Origin of the sequence: Sinorhizobium saheli (genome assembly GCF_001651875.1) — a bacterium.
In the GTDB taxonomy this organism is placed as follows: domain Bacteria; phylum Pseudomonadota; class Alphaproteobacteria; order Rhizobiales; family Rhizobiaceae; genus Sinorhizobium; species Sinorhizobium saheli.
The window spans coordinates 198826-217732 of record NZ_LNQB01000073.1 but is presented as its reverse complement, the minus strand read 5'-3'; the positions used below and the strand labels follow the sequence as shown (position 1 = coordinate 217732).

Genomic DNA, 18907 nt, shown 5'->3' with positions numbered 1-18907 from the left:
GATTGTCGATTTCCCCGCATTTGTCAACGGGGATTTGTGCGGCTCGATGCCGGCTGTCGCGCAACGGGCGGTCGGCAAGCGCGGTGCTGCGGCTCATCCCGCCGCCGCGACCTTCTCCCCGCGTGCGGTCCGCGTGCGGGGAGAGGGCCAGGGTCGGGGGCGATCGTGCCTCCCTGCAGCTGCTTGCGCCCGCCTTCGTTTGCCTCACGGCAAGCTGTAGGCGATGACATAGTCGCCCGGCTTGGTGCCGATCGAGCCATGCCCGCCGGCGACGATCAGCACATATTGCTTGTCGCCGGCCATGTAGGTCATCGGCGTCGACTGGCCGCCGGCCGGCAGCCGTGCTTGCCAGACCTGGTCGCCCGTGGTGACGTCGTAGGCCCTGAGAAAGTTGTCGACCGTCGCGCCCAGGAAGGCGAGGCCGCCCCTGGTGATCATCGGTCCGCCGATCCCCGGAACACCCAGCTTGAAGGGAAGCGGCAGCGGCGTCATGTCGTAGACGGTGCCGTTCCTGTGCCTGTAGGCGACCCTGCCGGTCCTGAGATCGGCGCCCGCGACGTAGCCCCAGGGCGGTGCCTGGCAGGGGATCTGCAAGGGGCCGAGGAAGGGTCCCATATAGACGCCATAGGGCGCGCCTTCGTTGCGGTTGAGGCCCTGCTCGCTGCCCTTTTCGTCCGCGCCCTTCGGCGGGATCTCCTCGCGCGGGACGAGGCGTGAGGTGAAGGCGAGATAGGTCGGCATACCGAACATCACCTGCCGTTCCGGATCGACGGCGACCGAGCCCCAGTTGAAGACGCCGAAATTGCCCGGATAGACGATCGTCCCTTCGAGCGACGGCGGCGTGTAGCGTCCCGCGTATTTCAGCGACCGGAATTCGATGCGGCAGGCGAGCTGGTCGAACATCGTGATGCCCCACATGTCGCGCTCGGTGAGCGGCGCCGGCATGAAGGTGAGCCCGGAAACGGGCTGGGTCGGCGCCGTGAAATCCTCGGGGATGGCGCCGCCGGGGGCGGGCACTTCCTCGACCGGGATGATCGGCTCGCCGTTTCGCCGGTCGAGGACGTAGACGTCGCCCTGCTTGGTCGGGCCGACCAGCGCCGGCACGGTCGTTCCGTCGCCTTTCGTGATGTCGACGAGTGCCGGCTGGGCGGGCACGTCCATGTCCCATAGGTCGTGATGCACGGTCTGGCGCACCCAGCGCACCGCGCCGGTGTTGACGTCGAGCGCGACGATCGAGGAGGAATATTTCTCCACAGGCTCGCTGCGCCCCATGCCGAGCTGGTCGGGCACCTGGTTGCCGAGCGGCACATAGATCAGCCCGAGGCTTTCGTCGACCGATGAGACCGACCAGCTGTTCGGCGAGTTCGTGGTGTAGAACTCACCGGGCGGCAGCGGTGCCGTCTGCTCCGGATTGCCGCTGTCCCAGTTCCAGATGAGCGCGCCGCTATTGATATCGAAGGCGCGAATGACGCCGGATTGTTCCTGGGTCGAATAGTTGTCGTTGACCGCGCCGCCGATGATGATCTTGCCGGCGACCGCGACCGGCGGCGATGTCGAGTAATAGTAGCCGGCCGGATTGTACCGCATGCCCTGTTCGAGGCGCAGCACCCCATTGTCGGCAAAGCCGCTGCAGACTTCACCGTTCGCGGCATCGAGCGCGATCAGGCGCGCGTCCGATGTCGGCAGATAGACGCGCTCGGCGCAGGGGCTGCCGGGAGCGGCGCCCGGGTCGGCCCAATAGGTGACGCCGCGGCAGGTCTGGTGCTGGCGGTCGGGGTTCATGCCGGAATTGGAATTGTACCGCCACTTCTCCTTGCCCGTCGCCGCGTCGAGCGCGATCGCCCAATTGTGCGGCGTGCAGAGATAGAGCGTGTCCTTCACCTTGAGCGGCGTGACCTGGTAGGTGGTTTCGCTGACGTCTTCCGGCAGCTTCACGTCTCCGGTCTGGTACTGCCAGGCCACCCGGAGGCTCGCGACGTTCTCCCGGTGAATCTGGTCGAGCGGCGAATAGCGTTGGCCGTAGGGCGTGCGGCCGTATTGATGCCATTCGCCGGGCGGCACGTTGCCGCCGAGAGCGGGATTGGCCGCAACAGCATCGCCTGGCAGGTTGCCGCGGATATCGTGCGGATCCTGCGTCACCGAATAGACCGCGACGCCGATCGACAGAAGGCAGGCAAGGGCAAGCGGCCAGGCGCGCGCGCCATAATGTTCGCCGGAGGGGCTGACGAAACCGAGTGGCCGCCGGATCCGCGGCGTGAGCAGCCAGAGCCCGAGCAGGATGATGACGCCGCCGCGCGGCCCGAGCTGCCACCAGTCGAAGCCCACTTCCCAGATCGCCCAGGCGAGCGAGCCGACGACGACCAGTGTATAGACCCAGAGCGCTGCGCCTTTCCGGCGGAAGAGCAGGATTGCGGTGAGAAGGAAACCTATTCCGGCGATGAGGTAATAGGGGCTGCCGCCAAGCATCACGAGCTTCGCGCCGCCGGCGGCCGTCGCAAGACCGATCACGGCGAAGACGATGGCGGTCACGACAACGAGCATGAATTCAAACTCCCGAGTTGAGAACGCGCCGCCGGCAGCTCGTTCCTGAGAGCAGACCGCAAGCGGCGGCGCCGTCTCGAAGTTAACGCGGAGCGCGTGCCTTTCAATGACTGCAATTTCAGCGGGGGAGGAAATATCTTGCCGCCATAAACTGGCGCGGAGTGCGATTGCCCCTCTCCTGAGGTAAACCTGAGATGGGATTTTGGGGCGGAGCGCTGCCGCGAATCTCCTTCGCCCCGCTCGCGGGGAGAAGGTGCCGGCAGGCGGATGAGGGGCGGACGCTAGAGCATTTTGCAGTCAGGCGGAATCACATGACGTCGCACAAATGCGGCAAAAACAAACAGAAAGGGCGGTGGCGCGAACGCATGTGAGCGCATCCCGCTCTAAGTGCCGCAGAAGGTCTGCATCACTTCCTCGCCCGGCTTCGGTGGCGCGGCATAGGCGGCCCGCTCCGGTTGGTCCTCATAGGGGCGGGAGGTGACGTCGAGAAGGGCCTCGAAGAGTGAGAAATCCGCATCCTGGACCGCCGCATCGATCGCCTGCTCCACCCGGTGGTTGCGCGGGATGAAGGCCGGATTGACGCTGCGCATTGCCTGGGCGCGTTCACGCGGTTGCTGCCCTTCGCGTGCGAGCCGCCGGCGCCAATCCTCGAGCCAGGGTGCAAGCCCTTTCCGTTCCTCGAAGAGCTCGGCAAGCTCCGCGTCCGCGGCCCCGTCCTCGGCCGATGCCGCAAGCCGGCGGAAGGTGAGCGTGAAATCCGCTTTCCCCTTGTGCATCAGCATCAGGAGCGCCTGTATGAGCTCGAGGTCCCCGTCTTCCGCGGTCGACAGCCCGATCTTGCGGCGCATGCCGTCGAGCCAATGCTTCTGGAAGATCGTGCCGTATTCGGTGAGCGCGTCGTTCGCGAGGTTGACCGCCGTGTCGGCGACCGGATCGAACAGGGTCACGAGCGTCTCGGCGAGACGGGCAAGATTCCATTGGCCGATTGCCGGCTGGTTCGCATAGGCGTAGCGGCCGAACTGATCGATCGAGCTGAACACGGTCTTCGGGTCGTAGGAGTCCACGAAGGCGCAGGGACCGAAGTCGATCGTCTCGCCGGACACCGTCATGTTGTCGGTGTTCATCACCCCATGGATGAAGCCGATATTGAGCCAGCGCGCGATCAGCGCCGCCTGCCGGGCGGCAACCGTCCTGAGGAGCGCAAGGTAGGGCTTCTCGTCGTCCATGAGCTCGGGATAGTGGCGGCCGATCACGTGGTCGGCGAGCGTCCTGACGGACTCCATGTCGCCGCGGGCGGCAAAGAACTGGAAGGTGCCGACGCGAACATGGCTCGCCGCGACGCGGGTGAAGACGGCGCCGGGCAGGATCTCCTCCCGGTACACCGGTTGTCCGGTGACGGTTGCGGCGAGCGCCCGGGTCGTAGGCACCCCGAGCGCGTGCATCGCCTCGCTGACGATATATTCGCGCAATACCGGTCCGAGCGCTGCCCGTCCGTCGCCGCGGCGGGAATAGGGCGTCTGGCCCGACCCCTTGAGCTGGATGTCGCGGCGGCGGCCATGCCGGTCGATCACCTCCCCAAGCAGGATCGCGCGGCCGTCGCCGAGCTGCGGCACGAAGGTGCCGAACTGGTGGCCGGCATAGGCCATGGCGAGCGGTTCGGCGCCCTCAGGCACCTTGTTGCCGGAGAAGATCGCCGCCCCGTCCCGTTCGAGCGCCTCGACATCGAGCCCGAGCTCTTCGGCAAGCGGCCGGTTGAGCTTGATCAGCCAGGGCTCGGCGACCGGCGTCGGTTCGACGCGCGCGTAGAAATTCGCCGGCAGCCGCGCATAGCTGTTGTCGAAGGGGAACGGCGCCGTCTCGGTTGGCGGCGGGGGTGCATCATTCATCATCATCCAGCGGCCCCGTGCTGAGAGAATGCGGACCGCCCTTTCCCGACAAGTCTACACGAGCCGTCCACGTTTCGCGAGGGTCGGGGATCTGCCCTCCCGCCGCCGCGGCGGAAGGGCAGGGATGTGCGTCGTCAGGCGCTGAGCGCGGAAGGCGGCAGGCAGGCTTCGCAAATCGCCGCGATGTGGCGATGGTCGGTGCCGCAGCAGCCGCCCAGCACGCGCAGATGCGGCATGCGGCCGGCCAATCTGCGATAGCGCCGCGCGAGATCGCCGATGTCGCCGATATCGAGCGTCTCGCTGTCGTCGAGTTCCGCATGGCTTTTCGTCGAGGCATTGGCGCGAATGCCGCCGATCCGGCGCATCCATGCCTGGCCGTGGTCAAGGCTGTTCTCGAAATGGCTCGGATGGGCGCAATTGATCATGTAATACTGCGGATAGCCCTCCGTTTCCGCGTCCACGGTCTCGATCGCGTCGCGCAACGAGCGGCCGGTGACGAGCCGCCCATCGGTTTCGACGGTGAACGAAATGGCGCAGGGCATGCCGTGGCTTTTGGCGGCCCTCGTTACGCCGATCGCCTCGTCGATATTCGTGAGCGTAACCGCGGTGACCATGTCGGCCTCGCTGTCGGCGAAGGCGGCGACCTGGGCGGTGTGATAGTCCTCCGCTTCCTGCGCATTCATGTGCCCGGCCTTGTAGCCGTCGCCGCGCGGGCCGATGACGCCGTTGAACACGATCGGCATCTGCGGTCGCTCATAAAGGGCGCGCAATTCGGTCAGCAGATAGACCGCGTCACGGTTGACCTGTCTCAGCGCCTCGGCGTCGTATCCAAGTTTCTCGCCCCAGTCCGCATTGGCACGCCAAGTGGCCGTGTCGAGCACGAAGCCGACGTCGTGGCAGCGGGCAATCTCCAGGTAGCGCGTGTAATAACGCAAGAGCTGCCGGCGGCCCTCCGACGAGGACAAAAGGACGAAGGATGCGAAATGGGGCAGCTCGGCTCCCTCGTGAAAGATCAGCGCCGTTTCCATGCCCCCGTCGCTCAGGAATGTGCCTCTACGTGAGAACGGGAGATTGTGTCTGTACTTGGCGAGTTGCTGTTCCATCTTTCCCTCCTGTGTTACCTCTGCGTTCCCTGGCGGGATGGGTTTTTGCCTTTTTTATGATCGGCTAAATTAGCAAGATTGCGGCACACTATGGCCGAATTCGTCGCAGGCGGATGTAACATAAGGAACTTGCCGCAGAATTCAGGCGACGGGTGGTTGACCGCGCCTATGGTGCGCCTGCCGTTGAGCCCGCCGGGCAGGCCGGTGCGACGTCCGGTGACTTCACCTGACGGCAAAATGTCTAAACGGATTTGTCCTCCATCGCCGCCGCCAGTTCCGCAAGCTTGCGCACGGTGTTGAGGTTGCGTGCCGTACCGGGCTTCAACGCCCGAAGCTTGAGCTTCGACCGCCCGGATCCGTTCGGATAATGGATGTAGATTTCCCGGCCGCGGACCTGCACCTCTTCTCCGTCGGGCGCGACCAGCCTGGCGAGCGCGTCGGCGGCAGGCGGCTCGGGGAGGAAGGTGATGAGCAGGAAGTTGGGCTTGGCCTCGGGAAAGGGCGCCTCCGACAGTACCGCCTCGAGCTCGCGGCGGCTGCGCAGCAGCACGCCCGGCGCCTTGCCCATCCGTTCCGCAAGCGCTGCCTCGATCCTTTCCCGCACTTCCGTCTCGCCGAGCCCGGAGCGGAAGAGAACGTTGCCGCTCTGGATATAGGTTCTGACATCCGCGAAGCCGAGCTTCTCGCAAATGGCCTTCAGTTCCGCCATCGGCAGCGTGCCGGTGCCGCCGACATTGACTGCCCTGAGCAGCGCCACATAGATCGGCATCGGCTCGTCCCCTACATCTTGCCGGCGACCTTGATGGCAAAGGCGTATTCGAAGGCGATTTCCTCCAGCCGCTGGAAACGGCCGGAGGCGCCGCCGTGGCCGGCGTCCATGTTGGTCTTCAGCAGGATCGGCTCGCCGCCCGTGGTCTTCTCGCGCAGCTTCGCCACCCATTTCGCCGGTTCCCAATAGGTCACCCGCGGGTCGGTCAGCCCGCCGAGTGCCAGGATCGCCGGATAGGGCTTGGCCGTGACATTGTCGTAAGGCGAGTAGCTGGCGATGATGTTGTAGAACTCCGCGCTCTCGATCGGGTTGCCCCATTCCGGCCATTCCGGCGGCGTCAGCGGCAGCGTGTCGTCGAGCATGGTGTTCAGGACGTCGACGAATGGGACGGCGGCGATGATACCCTTGAACTTCTCGGGCGCCATATTGGTGATCGCGCCCATCAGCATGCCGCCTGCCGAGCCGCCCTCGGCGACGATGTTCGCGTAGGAGGTGAACCCCTCCTGATTCAGATAATCAGCGGCCGCGATGAAGTCCTTGAAGCTATTGGTCTTCTTGGCCATCTTGCCGTCTTCGTACCATTGGAAGCCCTTGTCCTTGCCGCCGCGCACATGGGCGATGGCATAGACGAAGCCGCGATCGACGAGCGAAAGGCAATTGGTGTTGAACCCCGCCGGAATGGTGATGCCGTAGGCGCCGTAGCCATAGAGCAGGCACGGGGCCGAGCCGTCGAGCGGCGTATCCTTGCGATAGAGGAGGGTCACCGGAATCTCGGCGCCGTCCGGAGCCGGGGCGAAGACCCGGCGGGTGACGTAGTCGGCGGCATCGTGGCCGGAGGGTACTTCCTGGGTCTTGAGCAGCGTGCGCTCGCGCGTGCTCATATTGTAGTCGAAGAGCTGCGACGGCGTCGTCATCGAGGAGTAGGAAAAGCGGATGACGTCGGTGTCGTATTCGGCCGCACCCGAGAGCCCGAGAGAATAGGCCTCCTCGGCAAAGGCGATCGCGTGCTCCTCGCCGGTCTTGCGGTCACGGACGACGATTTCCGGCAGGCCGTTGCGGCGCTGCAGCCAGACGAGATGGCGGGCATAGGCCATGTGGCTCAGGATCAGCGTCCCCGGCCGATGCGGTACCACCTCGCGCCAGTTTTCCTTCTGCGGTGCCTGGACCGGCGCTTCCATGATCTTGAAATCCTTGGCGCCGTCGGCATTCGTGAGGATGTAGAACACCTCGCCGCCCTCGGTCATCGAATATTCGATGCCGGTGACGCGCTTCGCCACGATCTGCGGCTCGGCGCCAAGCTCACTGGTCGGGATGAGCCGGTATTCGCTCGTCTCGTGATCGTGGATGTCGATGTAGATGAAGTCGTCGAGGAGCGAGCCGCCGACCGACATGAAGAAGCCCGGATCGGCCTCCTCGTAGACGAGCCGGTCGTCCGCCTGCGGCGTGCCGATGACGTGGTGGAAGATCTTCGAGGGCCGATGGTTCTCGTCGAGCACGGTGTAGAAGAAGCTCTTGCCGTCCGGCGCCCAGGCGCCGCCGCCGCCGGTGTTCTCGATCACGTCGTCGAGGTCGACGCCGGTCGCAAGGTCGCGCACCTTCAGCGTGAAATATTCGGAGCCCTTGTCGTCATAGCCCCAGATCCCGCGCGAATGGTCGCTCGAATGGTCGAGACCCGCGATGCGGAAATAGGCCTTCCCCTCTGCCTCCTTGTCGCCGTCGAGCAGCACCTGGCGGATCGCCTCGTCGCCGGCCGCGCCGTCGCGGGGGATGCGGAAATAGCGCGGATGTTCGCCGCCCGTCACGTAGAACGTCCCGTAGGCGAAGACGCCGTCCTTCATCGGGACCGACGAATCGTCCTCCTTGATGCGGCCGCGCATCTCGGCGAAGAGCGTCTTCTGCAGCTCCTTCGTGTCCGCCATGGCGGCATTCATGTACTCGTTTTCCGCTTCGAGATGGCGGCGGATCTCGGGATCGAGAATCGACGGATCCTTGAACATCGCCTGCCAGTTCTCGGCCCGGAGCCAGGCATAGTCATCCGTTCGGGTTATGCCGTGGCGGGTATCCGCAACCGGCTTCTTCGAGGCGACGGGAGCGGCGGGCAGGTTCTTGAATACGGACAAGGCATGTCTCCGGGATCAATCTCATGAGGAGACAATGAGATAGAGGCCGCCATCCCGACGATCAAGCGGAAAGCCGTCGGCTACCGGCGGGTGTCCGACGGGAGTGCTTCTCCTCCACATCTGGCCGCGCCGGCGAAACGCAAGGCTATGGCCTAGACGGCGAGCTTGAGGCCGAGGCCCCACGGGTCGGTGAGGCGATGGACGCCGTCCTCCACGCTCACCGCTATTTCGAGTGCATCGAGCTTGCGCAGCGCCGCGGCGTGTCTCTTCGCATCCCTGAAGCGGATCGTGTAGTCGGCGAGCCCGGTCATGTTGCCCTGGCGTTTCGGGGCGCGGCGCGAGTTCCAGATGTTCGCCGCGACATGGTGGTGGTAGCGGCCGGTGGCAAAGAAGCTTGCGCCCGGATAGCGCGCCATGAGGTCGAGCCCCAGCACATCGCGGAAAAACGCGTCCGCTTCGGGAATGTCCGAAACCTGGAGGTGGATATGGCCGATCGTCGTGCCGGCGGCGAGCCCGCTCCAATCGCCCTTCGGCGCCTCGTCGTAGAGGGCCTGCAGGTCGAGCGGCAGCGTGTTCATCTCCACCATGCCGTCCGTCTGGTAGCGCCATTCCTCGCGCGGGCGGTCGCGATAGATCTCGATGCCGTTGCCCTCCGGGTCGGCAAGATAGATCGCCTCGCTGACCAGGTGGTCGGATGCACCCTGCAGGCGCACGTCGTTCGCCGCGGCATGCACCAGCCAGCGGCCGAGCTGCTCGCGATCGGGAACCAGGAAGGCGTGATGAAAGAGCCCCGGCGCATTGCGCGGCGCCTTCGCCGCGCTACCGTCGCTCGTCAAGGTCAGCAACGGTCTTCCGGCGACGCCGAGCGTCACGCCGCTCATGCCCGTTTCGATCGGCGACAGGCCGATGATCCGCTGGTACCAGGCCGAGACCGCCGGCAGGTCGTGGACGATGAGATGCGACCGTTCGACGAAGGCCGGCATTACGACCGCGTGGTCGACCGGGAGAGTGGTTTCCTGTTTCTGTATCGTCTCTGTCATGAGCTGAGCCTTTCGGGCGGGTCGGCGCCCGGAATGACCGCCTGATACCCTTGTACGTAACTCAATATGAGCACGTGAAGATGTTCATGAAAGCCATTATATTACTTGATGTTGTGTTCGATGAACGTTGACAGTCATGGCAGGTGCCCTAATTCATCATAGGGCGATGCGAGTGCGGGCGCAGCGGCCGATTTGACCTCAATCAATGCTGGAATCGCAGCATCGGCACAGTTTCGGGTCGGTGCGGGAAGAGGGAGCATGAGGCGGTCGTCCGCGTATCCCGCTCCGGATCCTCAGTCGGTTCGACCCGGGATTATCCTTTTGGGCGATTTGTCTCACCCGCGCCGGCGACGCGGGAACGGAAAGAAAAGGAACGCAAATCCATGTACAGGAAGATCATCGTCCCGATCGCCATGGATCAGTTGGAACACGGCGAGTCCGTGCTCGGCATCGCGGAGAAGCTGATCGACGAAGGCGGGGAAATCATCCTGCTCAACGTCGTCGAGGATCTGAACGCCTATGCTCAGGGCTATATGATCGTCGATTTTCCGCTGGAGATGATCGAGGAATCGCGCAAGCACGCGGTCAAGACGCTCGAAGCGCTGAAGAACAAGCACGGGATCAAAGGGCGCATCGAGATCCGCACCGGCGGAGCGGCCGGTACCATCAACGCGCTCGCCAAGGAGGAGAATGCCGACCTTGTGATCATCGCGTCGCATCGTCCGGGCCTGATCGACTATTTCATCGGTTCGACCGCCAGCCGCGTCGTCAGCCACTGCCCCTGCGCCGTCCTCGTTGATCGGTAACGCCAATAACAAGAAGGCGGCGCAGTCGAACTGCGCCGCATTGCGAAGGAGCCCCGCAATGGATAAGTACGCGCTTGAAGATTTTCGCGAACTGCTTCTGCGCCGCAAACGCGAACTTTACGGCCGTCTGGTGAAGATAGAGGAAGACCTCGATCAACCGATGAATGCCGACGTGCCGGACCGCGTCACGGAACGGGAAAACGACGAGGTGCTGGAGGGCCTTGGCCTTGCAGGGCAGGGCGAAATCCGCGCGATCGACGCTGCACTCGACCGCATCCAGGCCGGAACCTTCGGCATCTGCGCGCGTTGCGGCGACCCCATTTCGCCTGAAAGATTGCGTGCCGTGCCGCATGCCCCGCTGTGCCAGGCCTGCGCCGCGGAACTTGCCTCGGGCGGGCGGTAGCGAGGAGCGGCGAGCGGCTCGAAACCGGAGTCGCGGGACTGTTGTAATGCGTTGCAGAAATTGATCCTTTCGCCCCGATCCGGCGCTTTGCCGGCGGCCGGCCCTGTGGCACGATGAAAGGATAAGGGGAGGGGGACGCGTTGCGGCGTTCCCGGTTCCGTGCGGTGTTTCGTACTGTTTCGATCGGCAGCTTTGGCGTGAAACATGCAACCGGGGACATCGGCGTCGTTCCGGCGCCACGCAGGCGGATATCGGAGCAAGGCGGGAGGGGCCGCGTGGATATCAGCGGCGTCAAATGGAACTACGACCGCTCGGAACTGATCGCCGACGGAATTGTCCATGGGATCGGCCTTGGCGCCGCGCTCGTCGGGGTCACGGCGCTCATCTTCTACGCAACGGTGTGGAGTAGCTCGGGCCAGCTCGCGGCAGCCTGGATTTACGGGGCCGGACTCATCGTCGCCCTGTCGATCTCCTTCCTCTACAATCTCTACCCGATTTCCCGGACCAAGTGGCTGCTGCGCCGGCTCGACCATTCGGCGATCTTCATCCTGATCGCTGCGACCTACACGCCGTTCCTCCAGCGCGGCTTGGACGACCCCTTCCTCTTCGCGCTGCTGATCGGCATCTGGACCGTCGCCGCCGCCGGCATCGCGATCAAATGCCTGTTGCCCGGCCGCTTCGACCGCTTGGCGATCCTGCTCTATCTGATGATGGGCTGGGGCGGAATTATTGCCGCGCGGTCGCTGTTTGCGGCGCTCAGCGGCACGACGCTCGTCCTCATCCTCGTCGGCGGCATCATCTACACGACCGGCGTGATCTTCCATGTCTGGGAACGCCTGCGCTTCCAGAATGTCATCTGGCACGGCTTTGTGGTGGCGGGATCCGCCGTCCACTATTCCGCGGTCGTAAGCTGCATCTGCGCCGCCGCACCCTGACCGCTCAATCAGGCGCCGCCGGATGGCACCCTTCCGAGGGCCGCAGCGCCTCGGCCATGCGGGAGATGACGCCGTCGAAACTCGTCAGCTTGCTCTTTCGGTACTGCAGCCGGAAATAGGCGGCGCTGCCGTCGCAGAGCGCAATCGCCCGGGCATAGAAGACGTCGCTCTCGCGCGCGCCGGAGAAGCTCGCCCAGACCGGGGTGACGCGCGAGAAGATTATTCTCCAGCCGTCCTGTTTCTCGTAGCCGATCCTTTCGGCCACATCGGTTTCGAAGTCGCCGTCCAGCGGATGGGTGCCGAACACCATCAGCGTTGCGCCGGTGTCATCGGCGCGGAAGCTCGCGCCATCGCCGTTGTCGGCCTTCCGGCTCAGTTCGAACCCGGGCGGAATATCGATCGTGTAGCCGAAGCGGGGATTGGCATAGGGGTGCCAATCGTCGTCGGCAGCGGCGGGCCCGACGAACCCCGTCAGAAGCAGGAATGCAAAAAAGGCACGGCGCATGCGGGGACGTCCTATCGACTTGCTTCGACCTGACGCCGTTCCTCACGGCGCCGCGCCGATTCCCCGATGCGGAGAGCGCCGCATCATCGAACCGGTTGTCGTTTGCGGACCATCCGATACCGGGGCCGAGAGTCAAGCAGTTCCGTCAGGAACACTCAATCTTCCTCGAAGGTCATCGCCGTGCCGTTGAGGCAGTAGCGGAGGCCCGTCGGCGGCGGCCCGTCGGGGAAGACATGGCCGAGATGGGCGTCGCAATCGGCGCAACGGATCTCTGTTCTGACCATGAAATGCGAACGGTCGACACATTCGGCGATCGCCTCCGGATCGACCGGCGCGAAATAGCTCGGCCAGCCGCAGCCGGAGTCGAACTTCGTGTCCGACCGGAAGAGCGCCCGGCCGCAGCATACGCAGCGGTAGGTGCCGTGCCGCTTGTTGTCGAGGAACGGACCGGTGAAGGGGCGTTCCGTGCCTTGCTCGCGGGTGATGCGGTACTGCTCCGGCGTGAGTAGCGCGCGCCATTCCTCGTCGCTTTTCTGCACCTTTCGCGTCCTGCTGTCGGCCATCGTCGCCCTCCTTCTTCTTCGCGGCGATTATATAGGATGCTGAGCGCAGGCCGACAAATGCGACGGCCTCAATGCGTCAGAGCTGCGCAAAGTTCTGGGGTGGTGAAGGACTTGATGCTCTTTTACACAGTATAACTGTCGCATAACTCCGATATGCGACTGATTTCTCTTGAGGCGGAACCGCCCTTCTTCTATGTCCGATGAAAGCTTGACCGGATGATCACATAGCGAAGGAGCATGCCGAAAAGGATGGACGCCGCGGCCCTGACATTCCTGGCCCTCGGTCTTCCCTTCGTCGCGGCTGCCTTCGCGCCGGCCTTGACGCGCGTCCTCGGCCACAATGCCGCCTGGATCCTGGCGCTGGCGCCCTTTGCGATCTTCGTGCATTTCGCGGGCTTCGTGGCTGAAATCGCGAAGGGCGAGATCATCACCGGCGGTTACGCCTGGATCCCGTCGTTCAACGTCAGCTTTTCGTGGTTGATCGACGGCCTGTCGCTGACCTTCGTGCTGCTGATTTCCGGGATCGGAGCGCTGATCGTGCTCTATTCCGGCGGCTACCTGAAGGGGCATCCGCAGCAGGGCCGCTTCTTCTCCTTCATCCTGATGTTCATGGGCTCGATGCAGGGCCTCGTCGTTTCCGACAGCTTCCTGATGCTCTTCGTCTTCTGGGAGCTGACCTCGATAACCTCCTTCCTGCTGATAGGCTTCGATCACGGTCGCGAAGCCGCGCGGCGCGCGGCGCTGCAGGCTCTCGTGGTGACGGGGGGAGGCGGCCTCATGCTGCTCGCCGGGCTCCTCATCCTGTGGAACATCAGCGGCATCACCCAGTTCTCGCTGCTGCCTGCTTTCGGCGGCGAGTTGAAGGAGAGCCCGTTTTATCTCGCGGTGCTTCTGCTCGTGCTCGGCGGTGCCTTCACCAAGTCGGCGCAGTTCCCGTTTCATTTCTGGCTGCCGAACGCGATGGAAGCGCCGACCCCGGTTTCGGCCTACCTGCATTCCGCGACGATGGTGAAGGCCGGCGTCTACCTGCTGATGCGGCTCAATCCGGTTCTCGGCGGCACGCCGGAATGGCAGATCCTGCTGCCGCTTTTCGGCGTGACCACCCTCGTCGCCGGCGCGGCCCTCGCGGTGCGCCAGACCGATCTGAAGCTGATGCTGGCCTATACGACGATGTCGTCGCTCGGTCTCCTGGTGATGCTCACCGGGCTCGGCATGCCGCATGCGCTCGAGGCGGCGGCGCTCTATCTCGTGGCACATGCGCTCTTCAAGGGCGCGCTCTTCATGGTGGCCGGCAGCATCGACCATGAAACCGGCTTGCGCGACCTGACCCGTCTCGGCGGCCTGCGCTCGGCCATGCCGCTGACATTCGCGATCGCGCTGCTGGCAGCCCTCTCCATGGGTGGCCTGCTGCCCTCTTTCGGCTTTCTCGCGAAGGAGGAAATCTACGCCGCGCTCTCCGGCTTCGACCGCCGGTCGATGGTTTTCGCGGCGCTCACCATGCTTGGCAACGCCCTGATGTTCGCCGTCGCCTTCGCGATCGCGCTGAAGCCCTTCATCGGGCCGAAGGTCCACACGCCCAAGCACGCGCACGAGGCGCCGCTCCTCCTCTGGCTCGGCCCGGCGCTGCTCGCGGTGACCGGCCTCGCCATGGCGCTGATGTCCGGTCTCGCGCATCGGCTGATCACCTCGCCCATGGCCACGGCCGTCGCCGGCCAGCCGCGGAGCGTCTCGGTCTCGCTGATGCCGCACATCGGGGTGCCGCTCGTGCTTTCCGGCCTGACGGTGCTTGCCGGCATTGCCTTCTATCTCAATCTCGCGCGGCTGCGCGCCGCGATGACGGTCATCCTCGCCGATATCGGCTGGGGGCCGGATCGTGGCTTCGACCAGTTCCTGCGCGGTCTCGTGCGCTTCGCCGTCGCAGTTACCCGGCGGCTGCAGGGCGGTCGTCTCGACGTCTACATGACGGCGACCTTCGTACTGGTTGCCGTCGTCCTCCTGGCCGTGCCCTTCCGCTATGGCGAGTTTCCGCGCGCGCCGTTCTTCTCCGCGGACGTTCCGCTGCACGAACTCGCGATCATGGCGATTGCGGTCGCCGGCCTCTTCGCCGTGGTGCTCGCCGCCGACCGGCTGACGGCGATCGTTTCGCTCGGTATCCAGGGTTTTGCCGTCGCCATGATTTTCCTGCTCTACGGCGCGCCGGACCTCGCCTTCACCCAGTTCATGATCGAGACGCTCTCCGTCGTCGTGCTGGCTTTGGTGATGACCCGCCTGCGGCTGTCGCCCTCGGACCACCGTCCGCTCGGCGAGAAGCTGCCTGACTTCGCGCTCGCGCTTGCCTGCGGGCTCGGCTTCGGCCTGTTCCTTCTCAAGGTCACGGCCGCACCGTTCGACGCGACGCTGACGGATTTCTTCAATCGCTATTCCAAGGCGGTTGCGCACGGCGAGAATGTCGTCAATGTCATCATCGTGGATTTCCGTGGCACCGACACGCTCGGCGAAATCGCCGTCGTGATGATCGCCGGCCTCGCCATCCTCTCGCTCGTGCGGCTGAGGGCAGGGTCGCTCCAGCGCGGCGAGCCCGTCGAAATTGCCGCCGAGGAAGCGAAGAGGGAGGAACGGGCATGAGGTCGGTCATCTTCCGCACGGTCGCGCCCTTCCTGACGGGCCTGATGGTGCTCTTCTCGATCTTCGTGCTGCTGCGCGGCCATAACGCGCCCGGAGGAGGCTTCATCGGCGGACTGATCGCCGTCTCGGCTCTGGCGATCTACGGCATCGCCCATGGCGTCGAGACGGTGCGGCGGGCAATCTTCTTTCATCCGATGGCGATTGCCGGGGCAGGGCTCTTCGCGGCGACGATCGCGGGCCTGGTCTCGCTCGTTGCACGGGTGCCGTTCATGACGGGGCTGTGGATCTATCCGTCGGTCCTCGGCACCGAGATACCGCTCTCCACCGTCATGCTGTTCGATACGGGTGTCTATCTGGTCGTCATCGGCGCCATCGGCTCGGTCGCGCTTTCGCTCGAAGAGCGGGGAGGGTCGTGATGGAGGCCTGGTTTTCCCTGCTCGTCGGCATCTTCTTTGCGGTCGCCGTCTATCTGCTCCTGTCGAAGTTCATCATCCGCGTGCTCCTGGGCGTCGCGGTTCTCGGAAATGCCGTGAATCTTCTGATCTTCACCGGCGGACGCCTGACGCGCGAAGTCCCGCCGGTCATAACCGGGGGTGCGGATGTCCTGGCCGGGCCTGCCGCCAATCCCCTGCCGCAGGCGCTGATCCTGACCGCGATCGTCATTTCCTTCTCCTTCTTCGCCTTCCTGCTTGTCCTTGCCTGGCGCGCCTATGACGACCTTGCGACCGACAACACCGATGAGATGCGCGTTGCCGAACCGGTGAATGAGCCGGCGCCGCCCTTGGGGTATTGATCGCGTCATGGCCGCTTCTTTCTCCCCTCCCGCCGATCTTTCCGCCGCGCTGGTGCTCGCATCGCCGACCATGGCCGAATGGCTGGTGATCCTGCCCGTTGCCTGGTGTCTGGGCGTCGGCGCATTGCTCGTCATGCTGCGTCGCTCGCTCGGCCTTCAACCGGGCATCGCCATCGCCGGGCTCGCCGGCCTAGTGCTGATCGACGGGTTGCTTCTCACCCATGTCGCGGCGAACGGACCGGCGACCATGGTGATGGGGCGTTGGCTGCCGCCCTTCGGCATCGCCTTCACCGTCGACATGACCGGGGCGCTGTTCGCCCTTGTCGCGGCGACCGTCGCGCTCGCAGCCGGCATCTTCTCGCTCGTCGACATCAACGACAGCGGCCGGCGTTACGGCTTCTATCCGCTGCTCATGGTGCTGATGGCAGGCGTTTCCGGAGCCTTCCTGACCGGCGACATCTTCAACCTCTACGTCTGGTTCGAGGTTCTGCTGATCTCGTCCTTCGGGCTTCTCGTGCTGGGCTCCGAGCGCGAGCAGATCGACGGGACGGTGAAGTACGGTTTCCTCAACCTCGTCGCCACGACGCTGTTCCTGGTGACGACCGGCTATCTCTACGCCGTGTTTGGCACGCTCAACATGGCCGATATCGCCCGCAAGGCGGAAAACCTGCGTGACAGCGCCCCGCTGATGACGCTGGTCGGGCTCTACGTGCTCGCCTTCGCCATGAAGGCGGCAGCCTTTCCGGTGAACTTCTGGCTGCCGGCCTCCTACCACACGCCGCGCGTCGTGGTTTCGGCGCTCTTTGCCGGCCTGCTCACCAAGGTCGGCATCTATGCGCTGATCCGGGTGACGGTCATGCTTTTCCCGGTCGAAAGGGAGGAACTGAGCTTCGTGCTCGCGCTCGCCGGCGCCGTGACGATGCTCGTCGGCGTTTTCGGCGCGCTGGCGCAGACGGACTTTCGTCGGATCCTCGGCTATCTCATCGTTTCGGGCATCGGCTCCATCATCGCCGGCATCGCCATCGGCGGCCCGGGCGGCACCGGCGGTGCGATCTTCTATGCGCTCCATTCGATGCTGGTGATGACCGGCCTCTATTTCGCCTCGGGGATTGCCATCCGTCTCGGCGCAAGCACCTCTATCGCGACGCTCGCCGGCCTCTACCGCCGGCATGCGGGATTCGCCGCGCTCACCCTCATGCTGTGCTTCGCCGTCTCCGGCCTGCCGCCCTTTTCCGGCTTCTGGCCCAAGGTCATGCTGGTCAAGGCAGCGCTCGATATCGGCGCCTGGTGGCTCGCCGCCGCACTCCTTCTCACCGGCTTTCTCACCATGATCGTCACCGGCCGCCTGTTCCTCCTCGCCTACTGGCGGGAGGGGGCGGATACCGCGGGCGAGACGGCGCCGCTTTCGGCGGCGACCCTGGGGCCGCTTGCTGCGCTCGCGCTCGCGGCACTGCTGATCGGCCTTTATCCTGAACCGTTGCTGGCGGCGATCCAGAGCGCGGCCGCCGGGCTCGCCGAGCCGTCCGCCTATCTGAATTCGGTCTTTCCCGCGGGAGGTTCGCAATGAAGTTCCTGGCGATCAATCTGATCTTCACGCTTGTCTGGGCGGCGATCAGCGCCAGCCTGACGCCCGCCAACCTTCTTCTCGGCTTTGCCGTCGGTGCCCTGTCGCTCTGGCTGATCCGGCGCGAACTGCGCCCCGTCACCTATCCCGTGCGGCCGTTGCGGCTGTTGCTGCTCACCTTGCTGTTCTTCAAGGAACTCGCCGTTTCCGCGACCAAGGTCGCCATCCTGGTCCTGCGCTCGAAGATGGCGCTGAAGCCCGGCATCTTCGCCTATCCGTTGACGGTCAAGAGCGACTTCGAGATCACCTTGCTCGCCAACCTCATCACCCTGACGCCGGGCACGCTGTCCGTCGACGTCTCCGATGACCGCAAGACCCTCTATGTCCATGCGCTCGATTGCGCCGATCCCGGCGCTTTGCGGCAGGATATTGCCCGGGGCTTCGAACGGCGCATCCGGGAGGCCTTTGAAAGATGATGGCTGCCACGATCCTGAGCGCGGCTGTCGGCCTGGCGCTCCTCCTCCTCTCGGTCGCGCTGCTCCTGACGGTGTTGCGGATCGTTCGCGGACCGACGCTGGCCGACCGGGTGCTCGGCCTCGACATGCTGGTGGCGGTCGCGATCGGCTTCATCGCGGTGATCGCCATCCGCACCGGCTTCGACCTCTATATCGACATTGCCATCGCCCTCGGGCTCGTCGGCTTTCTCGCGACCGTCGCCTTTTCCCGTTTCATCCTGGTGCGCGGCCTCGCGCCGGAACACCGGCAAACGGGCGCGTCGCCGGCGGAACCGTCGGCGAAGGGCGCGAGGCCGGGGCCCGCCGGCCGGCGCAAACGCAGGAGGGCTCGCTGATGGTGGACGAGGTCAACGCCGTCGTCGTGGCGCTGATCATGGTGATCGGCGCGTGCTTCTCGCTGCTTGCGGCACTCGGTCTCCTCCGGTTTCCGGACCTCTATACGCGCATGCATGCGGCCTCCAAGGCGGGAACCATCGGCTCGGGCCTGCTGCTCTTCGCCGCCGGACTGCACTCTCTCGACGGCGCCATCTTCGCCCGGGCGATTGCGGGGTTCGTTTTCTTTGTGCTGACCGCGCCGATCTCTGCCCATCTCTTGGCGAAAGCCGCGCACCAGGCGGGCTACAGGATGACGAAACTGTCGGTGATAGATCAGCTTCCGCAGAAGGAAGAGGCGCGGCGCCATTGATTGGCTGCATTTCTGTTTCTGTATTTTCAGCACAATTTTCCGGCTCACGACAAT

18 protein-coding genes are annotated in these 18907 nt (G+C 64.7%); 10 read left to right on the top strand and 8 right to left on the bottom strand.

All coding sequences use genetic code 11. The features are described 5' to 3' along the window. Positions 1 to 204: 204 nt before the first annotated feature. The 6 genes from ATB98_RS14445 to ATB98_RS14420 form a co-directional block, all read right to left on the bottom strand. Entirely contained in the window at positions 205 to 2541 is a 2337-nt protein-coding gene (locus tag ATB98_RS14445; protein ID WP_066874788.1) for a glucose/quinate/shikimate family membrane-bound PQQ-dependent dehydrogenase, read from the bottom strand. Between the two features lie 383 nt (positions 2542 to 2924). Next, entirely contained in the window at positions 2925 to 4427 is a 1503-nt protein-coding gene (locus ATB98_RS14440) for a protein adenylyltransferase SelO (protein ID WP_066875575.1), read from the bottom strand. Positions 4428 to 4561: 134 nt separating this feature from the next. Beyond that, the gene (locus ATB98_RS14435; RefSeq protein WP_066874786.1) at positions 4562 to 5530 is read right to left on the bottom strand and encodes a homocysteine S-methyltransferase family protein; all 969 of its coding nucleotides are present in this window, start codon (positions 5528 to 5530) and stop codon (positions 4562 to 4564) included. A gap of 241 nt (positions 5531 to 5771) precedes the next feature. Then, positions 5772 to 6299: a DUF1697 domain-containing protein gene (locus ATB98_RS14430; RefSeq protein ID WP_066874782.1), complete on the bottom strand. Its 528-nt coding sequence runs from the start codon at positions 6297 to 6299 to the stop codon at positions 5772 to 5774. Between the two features lie 11 nt (positions 6300 to 6310). Beyond that, the gene (locus tag ATB98_RS14425; RefSeq protein ID WP_066874778.1) at positions 6311 to 8419 is read right to left on the bottom strand and encodes a S9 family peptidase; all 2109 of its coding nucleotides are present in this window, start codon (positions 8417 to 8419) and stop codon (positions 6311 to 6313) included. A 152-nt stretch (positions 8420 to 8571) separates the two neighbouring features. Next, positions 8572 to 9459, bottom strand: a complete 888-nt coding sequence (locus tag ATB98_RS14420; protein WP_066874776.1) for a VOC family protein — start codon at positions 9457 to 9459, stop codon at positions 8572 to 8574. 383 nt (positions 9460 to 9842) lie between these two features. On the opposite strand from ATB98_RS14420, the gene ATB98_RS14415 reads away from it, so the two are divergent. From ATB98_RS14415 to trhA, 3 genes are all read left to right on the top strand, one after another. Next, positions 9843 to 10265 carry a universal stress protein gene (locus tag ATB98_RS14415; RefSeq protein ID WP_066874774.1) on the top strand — a complete coding sequence of 141 codons (423 nt, stop codon included), beginning with the start codon at positions 9843 to 9845 and terminating at the stop codon, positions 10263 to 10265. A gap of 58 nt (positions 10266 to 10323) precedes the next feature. Beyond that, complete coding sequence (locus ATB98_RS14410) at positions 10324 to 10668, top strand: TraR/DksA family transcriptional regulator (protein WP_066874772.1); 345 nt, start codon at positions 10324 to 10326, stop codon at positions 10666 to 10668. 275 nt (positions 10669 to 10943) lie between these two features. After that, on the top strand, positions 10944 to 11603 hold the full coding sequence (gene trhA, locus ATB98_RS14405; protein ID WP_066874770.1) for a PAQR family membrane homeostasis protein TrhA: 660 nt from the start codon (positions 10944 to 10946) through the stop codon (positions 11601 to 11603). A 4-nt stretch (positions 11604 to 11607) separates the two neighbouring features. On the opposite strand, the gene ATB98_RS14400 is transcribed toward trhA, so the two are convergent. Together ATB98_RS14400 and msrB are read right to left on the bottom strand one after the other, a co-directional pair. Then, positions 11608 to 12108: a hypothetical protein gene (locus tag ATB98_RS14400; RefSeq protein WP_066874768.1), complete on the bottom strand. Its 501-nt coding sequence runs from the start codon at positions 12106 to 12108 to the stop codon at positions 11608 to 11610. 155 nt (positions 12109 to 12263) lie between these two features. Next, complete coding sequence (gene msrB, locus ATB98_RS14395; RefSeq protein ID WP_066874766.1) at positions 12264 to 12671, bottom strand: peptide-methionine (R)-S-oxide reductase MsrB; 408 nt, start codon at positions 12669 to 12671, stop codon at positions 12264 to 12266. 249 nt (positions 12672 to 12920) lie between these two features. Here msrB and ATB98_RS14390 point away from each other — a divergent pair, with 249 nt between their 5' ends. From ATB98_RS14390 to mnhG, 7 genes are read left to right on the top strand one after another with little or no spacing between them, the layout of a single operon-like run. Beyond that, the gene (locus tag ATB98_RS14390; RefSeq protein ID WP_066875574.1) at positions 12921 to 15296 is read left to right on the top strand and encodes a putative monovalent cation/H+ antiporter subunit A; all 2376 of its coding nucleotides are present in this window, start codon (positions 12921 to 12923) and stop codon (positions 15294 to 15296) included. After that, the gene (locus tag ATB98_RS14385) at positions 15293 to 15712 is read left to right on the top strand and encodes a Na(+)/H(+) antiporter subunit B (RefSeq protein ID WP_066874764.1); all 420 of its coding nucleotides are present in this window, start codon (positions 15293 to 15295) and stop codon (positions 15710 to 15712) included. The genes ATB98_RS14390 and ATB98_RS14385 overlap by 4 nt, the downstream gene beginning before the upstream one ends. Next, entirely contained in the window at positions 15712 to 16089 is a 378-nt protein-coding gene (locus ATB98_RS14380) for a Na+/H+ antiporter subunit C (RefSeq protein WP_066874762.1), read from the top strand. The genes ATB98_RS14385 and ATB98_RS14380 overlap by 1 nt, the downstream gene beginning before the upstream one ends. A 7-nt stretch (positions 16090 to 16096) precedes the next feature. Continuing rightward, entirely contained in the window at positions 16097 to 17656 is a 1560-nt protein-coding gene (locus ATB98_RS14375) for a Na+/H+ antiporter subunit D (RefSeq protein WP_066874760.1), read from the top strand. After that, on the top strand, positions 17653 to 18129 hold the full coding sequence (locus ATB98_RS14370) for a Na+/H+ antiporter subunit E (RefSeq protein ID WP_066874759.1): 477 nt from the start codon (positions 17653 to 17655) through the stop codon (positions 18127 to 18129). The genes ATB98_RS14375 and ATB98_RS14370 overlap by 4 nt, the downstream gene beginning before the upstream one ends. Beyond that, positions 18126 to 18503 carry a cation:proton antiporter gene (locus ATB98_RS14365; protein WP_066874756.1) on the top strand — a complete coding sequence of 126 codons (378 nt, stop codon included), beginning with the start codon at positions 18126 to 18128 and terminating at the stop codon, positions 18501 to 18503. Before ATB98_RS14370 ends, ATB98_RS14365 begins: the two co-directional genes overlap by 4 nt. Further along, on the top strand, positions 18503 to 18853 hold the full coding sequence (gene mnhG / locus ATB98_RS14360; RefSeq protein ID WP_066874754.1) for a monovalent cation/H(+) antiporter subunit G: 351 nt from the start codon (positions 18503 to 18505) through the stop codon (positions 18851 to 18853). Before ATB98_RS14365 ends, mnhG begins: the two co-directional genes overlap by 1 nt. Positions 18854 to 18907: the final 54 nt, after the last annotated feature.

What these genes read in the sequence shown, in the direction of transcription:
- ATB98_RS14445 (WP_066874788.1), bottom strand. Translation starts at nt 2,541, where the DNA reads ATGCTCGTTGTCGTGACCGCCATCGTCTTCGCCGTGATCGGTCTTGCG.
- ATB98_RS14440 (WP_066875575.1), bottom strand. Translation starts at nt 4,427, where the DNA reads ATGAATGATGCACCCCCGCCGCCAACCGAGACGGCGCCGTTCCCCTTC.
- ATB98_RS14435 (WP_066874786.1), bottom strand. Translation starts at nt 5,530, where the DNA reads ATGGAACAGCAACTCGCCAAGTACAGACACAATCTCCCGTTCTCACGT.
- ATB98_RS14430 (WP_066874782.1), bottom strand. Translation starts at nt 6,299, where the DNA reads ATGCCGATCTATGTGGCGCTGCTCAGGGCAGTCAATGTCGGCGGCACC.
- ATB98_RS14420 (WP_066874776.1), bottom strand. Translation starts at nt 9,459, where the DNA reads ATGACAGAGACGATACAGAAACAGGAAACCACTCTCCCGGTCGACCAC.
- ATB98_RS14415 (WP_066874774.1), top strand. Translation starts at nt 9,843, where the DNA reads ATGTACAGGAAGATCATCGTCCCGATCGCCATGGATCAGTTGGAACAC.
- ATB98_RS14410 (WP_066874772.1), top strand. Translation starts at nt 10,324, where the DNA reads ATGGATAAGTACGCGCTTGAAGATTTTCGCGAACTGCTTCTGCGCCGC.
- ATB98_RS14400 (WP_066874768.1), bottom strand. Translation starts at nt 12,108, where the DNA reads ATGCGCCGTGCCTTTTTTGCATTCCTGCTTCTGACGGGGTTCGTCGGG.
- msrB (WP_066874766.1), bottom strand. Translation starts at nt 12,671, where the DNA reads ATGGCCGACAGCAGGACGCGAAAGGTGCAGAAAAGCGACGAGGAATGG.
- ATB98_RS14390 (WP_066875574.1), top strand. Translation starts at nt 12,921, where the DNA reads ATGGACGCCGCGGCCCTGACATTCCTGGCCCTCGGTCTTCCCTTCGTC.
- ATB98_RS14385 (WP_066874764.1), top strand. Translation starts at nt 15,293, where the DNA reads ATGAGGTCGGTCATCTTCCGCACGGTCGCGCCCTTCCTGACGGGCCTG.
- ATB98_RS14380 (WP_066874762.1), top strand. Translation starts at nt 15,712, where the DNA reads ATGGAGGCCTGGTTTTCCCTGCTCGTCGGCATCTTCTTTGCGGTCGCC.
- ATB98_RS14375 (WP_066874760.1), top strand. Translation starts at nt 16,097, where the DNA reads ATGGCCGCTTCTTTCTCCCCTCCCGCCGATCTTTCCGCCGCGCTGGTG.
- ATB98_RS14370 (WP_066874759.1), top strand. Translation starts at nt 17,653, where the DNA reads ATGAAGTTCCTGGCGATCAATCTGATCTTCACGCTTGTCTGGGCGGCG.
- ATB98_RS14365 (WP_066874756.1), top strand. Translation starts at nt 18,126, where the DNA reads ATGATGGCTGCCACGATCCTGAGCGCGGCTGTCGGCCTGGCGCTCCTC.
- mnhG (WP_066874754.1), top strand. Translation starts at nt 18,503, where the DNA reads ATGGTGGACGAGGTCAACGCCGTCGTCGTGGCGCTGATCATGGTGATC.